The following is a 3,220-nucleotide window of genomic DNA, read 5'->3' as shown; positions in this document are numbered from 1 at the left end:
GTGCACGACGCCGAGGAACTGGCGACCATGGCGGGATGGACGCGCCGGGCGCGGCCCCGCCTGGAGCGACACGTGCCGTGGGTGCCGTGGGAGCGGCTGGACCTGCCGCAACGGCACGTGAACACGGCCATCGGCCTCATGGGCGGCGTCATCGCCGGGGCCGCCGCGATGGGTGCGCGCACGGGCGGGCGGAGCGCCACGTTCCAGGCGGCGCTGGCCGGGTTCGGCGTGCACGGGGTGGGCCATCTGGCCCAGGCCGCGGTGACACGCGGCTACACCCCCGGCGCGGTGACCGCTCCCCTGGTCGTGATCCCGTACGCGCTGTGGGCCTGGCGACGGCTACGCGAGGCGGGCGTGCCGACGTCCGCGGGCCCCTCCACCGCGACCGCCCTGGCCGCGTTCCCCCTGGTCCTCGGAGGCGTTCACGCCCTCGCCCACGTCCTCACCCACCGCCGGCATCACCCCTCGAACGCGGTCAGGGGCGGTGAGCCGGCGGGGTGGGGCGGGTTCTGATCGCGGTGGCGAAGGCTTCGGCCACGGGACGCCAGGTGGCGGTCAGGCGGTCCTCGGCGGCTTTGACCTCGGCGTCGAGGTCGGTGGCCGACTCCAGGCCGGACGAGGCCGTCCAGGAGGCGAAGATGTCTGGGGTGGCCTCCGGGTGGAACTGTACGGCCCAGGCCGCCTCGCCGAGCCGGTACGCCTGGTTCGGGTACTGGGAACCCGTCATGAGCGGCACCGCGCCCTCGGGCAGGCGGGTGATGGCGTCCTCGTGGTACTGGACGGCGACGGCCGTACCGACGCCTGACAGCAGGCGGTCGGAGGCGGCCGCGGGCAGCGCGACCACCTCGCGCAACCCCACCTCCAGACCGTTGGCGCCGCGCTCCACCGTCCCGCCGCAGGCCATGGTGAGCAGCTGCGCGCCCAGGCAGACGGCCAGCGTGGGGGTCGACTCCTCGACGGCGCGGCGCAGCAGGTCGCGGGTGGCGGGCTGCCAGGGGCTGCGCTCGTCCTCCCAGGCGGCCGCCGCGCCCCCGAGCACGATGAGCCCGTCCGCCGCCCGCTCGGGCACCTCGTCCCCCAGGTACGGCCGGACGACGTCGCACTCCAGCCCCAGCCAACCGGCGAGGTAGCCGAGCCCGGCCTCGGCCTCGTGTTCGATGACAGTGATCCGCATGTCGGCAATTATCCCGTTTTATCCGGACTTCCCTACGCTCCTCTCCCCCACCCGCCCGGCGCACCGTCCTAAGCTCCGCTCATGAGTCTCAGATTCGACGAGGTGGACGGCCGGCGGATCGCCACGTTCGGCACCGGTCCACGCGTGATCATCGCGGTCCACGGCATCTCGGCCTCGCTGATGGCCTGGGCCGCCGTGGGCCGGAGCCTGCCGGAGGGATGGTCGCTGGTCGCGATGGACCTGCGCGGGCGCGGACACAGCGCGTCCCTGCCCGGCCCGTACGGCCTGCCCCGGCACGCCGAGGACGTGCTGCGCGTGGCCGACCACGTCGGAGCGGGCCCGGACGCGGTGCTGACCGGCCACTCGATGGGCGCGTACGTGGCGGCCCTGGCCGGGGCGCGGCGCGCTTTCGCCCGTGTGGTGCTCGTGGACGGGGGCCTCCCGCTGCCGCTGCCCGCGGGCGCCGACCCGGAAGCGGCGCTGGCGGCCACGCTGGGCCCGGCGCTGGAACGGCTGCGCAGGACGTTCACCTCGGCGGAGGCGTACGTGGACTTCTGGAAGGCGCATCCGGCCTTCGCCGCCCAGCGTTGGAACGCCGACGTGGAGGCGTACGTCCGCTATGACCTGACGGGGCCGGAGGGTGCGCTGCGGTCGCGGGCCGTCGGGGAGGCGGTGATGGAGGACGGCCGCTGGATGTACCTGGAGCCGGAGGCCATCGCGGCCGCGCTGACGTCGATCACCGCGCCGCTGCGCCTGCTGCGGGCGCCGCGCGGGCTGCTCGACCAGACCCCCGGCCTGCTGCCCGACGACCTGGCCCGCCCCTGGACGGAGCGGCTGCCGGGGCTGCGGGACGAGGTGGTGCCCGGCTGCAACCACTACACGATCCTGTTCGACGAACGTTGCGTCGCCACCGTCGTCGATCGCCTCACGTCGGACGCCGCCTGAGCGCGTACCGAAAGCGCGAGGCCCCCGGGGGCATCCGGGGGCCTCGCTGAAGGAGAGGAGGTCAGCGCGGGGCGATCCAGGTGGCGCGCCCGGCGGCCACCAGCGTGCCGTCCATCTCGTAGATGGCGCTCTGCCCGAACATCTTGCGGCCGTCGCGGCCGGTCGGGCGGGCCACCACGGAGTAGCGGCCGCCGGGCAGGACCGGACGGTGGATCTGCAGCGCGAGCCGGCCGAGCAGCGCGGTCTCGCCCGGCCCGAAGTGGGCCCAGCCGGTGATGCAGTCGAGCACGGCGCCCACGATCGAGGCGGGCACGCCGTCGTCGCCGGTCACCGTGAACGGCACCCGCCACCCGGCCGCGACCAGGTCGGTCCCCGCCACCGGGCCGGGGAAGATGCGCAGGCCGTCACCGGGCTCGCGCATGCCGCAGGCGAAGCACTCGGCGAACGGGTGGGCCTTCAGGCCCACGAATCCGGCCTCGGCCTTGGCCGCGTCGGTGAACGGCACGAACCCGGGCCCCTCCAGGTCCTCGGCCACGGGGATGGCCTCGACGAGGAGCTGGTCGCCGTGGGAAAGGGACACGGAGTTGGCCAGGTGCTCCAGCCGCAGCTCGGTCTCGAGCGGAGTGGGGGCGTGGAGCGTGACCTCGACGGCTGATCGACCGCCGTTCAACGCCTCCGCCATGGCGCCCGCGATCCAGCCGCCGTTGGCGACGCCGACGGGACCACGGAAACGCTGAGGAACGGTCAACACGGTCTGCAGGGCAGCCGTCGTCATGCCTCACCCTCCTCCATCGCCACATAAGACGATAAGTCCGGAAATTTACATAAAGAACAGGCCGATTTTACTCGACGCCAGGATTGCCTAAGTGCTGGGGGTCCCGCGTCCGCTCAACACTCCTCCATAACGCCTCTGAGGGGCCCGAAACTTCCCGACCCCGGCCTAAGGCGACCGGTCACGACGGGCACCGCGAAGCTACAAGCCGGCCGTCGCCCGGACGTGACGCGAGGGTCAGAAGCAACGAAAATCGGCCTCACCCCGCACCGCTGGCGGACGTGAGGCCGATCAAGGCGTCGGCAGTACCTTATCCCGCCTTCCCCACC

General features: G+C 73.4%; 4 protein-coding genes. 2 read left to right on the top strand and 2 right to left on the bottom strand.

Annotation, left to right across the window (positions count from 1 at the left end; genetic code table 11):
- The coding region (locus E1286_RS46645; protein ID WP_223190957.1) for an HXXEE domain-containing protein at positions 1-513 on the top strand (513 nt) is incomplete at its 5' end.
- Here E1286_RS46645 and E1286_RS46640 read toward each other — a convergent pair.
- Positions 476-1,174 carry a type 1 glutamine amidotransferase gene (locus E1286_RS46640; RefSeq protein ID WP_132623762.1) on the bottom strand — a complete coding sequence of 233 codons (699 nt, stop codon included), beginning with the start codon at positions 1,172-1,174 and terminating at the stop codon, positions 476-478. The genes E1286_RS46645 and E1286_RS46640 overlap by 38 nt on opposite strands.
- Before the next feature lie 81 nt (positions 1,175-1,255).
- Between E1286_RS46640 and E1286_RS46635 the strand changes: the two genes are divergently transcribed.
- Positions 1,256-2,119, top strand: a complete 864-nt coding sequence (locus tag E1286_RS46635) for an alpha/beta fold hydrolase (RefSeq protein WP_132623760.1) — start codon at positions 1,256-1,258, stop codon at positions 2,117-2,119.
- A 61-nt stretch (positions 2,120-2,180) separates the two neighbouring features.
- Here E1286_RS46635 and E1286_RS46630 read toward each other — a convergent pair whose 3' ends face one another.
- Positions 2,181-2,894 (bottom strand): PaaI family thioesterase, encoded by a 714-nt coding sequence (locus E1286_RS46630; protein WP_132623758.1) that lies wholly within the window; start codon positions 2,892-2,894, stop codon positions 2,181-2,183.
- Positions 2,895-3,220 lie beyond the last annotated feature (326 nt).

The sequence above is a fragment of the Nonomuraea terrae genome (assembly GCF_004348995.1).
In the GTDB taxonomy this organism is placed as follows: domain Bacteria; phylum Actinomycetota; class Actinomycetes; order Streptosporangiales; family Streptosporangiaceae; genus Nonomuraea; species Nonomuraea terrae.
Note: the sequence above shows the minus strand (reverse complement) of the source record. Positions and strands in the feature narration are given on the sequence as shown.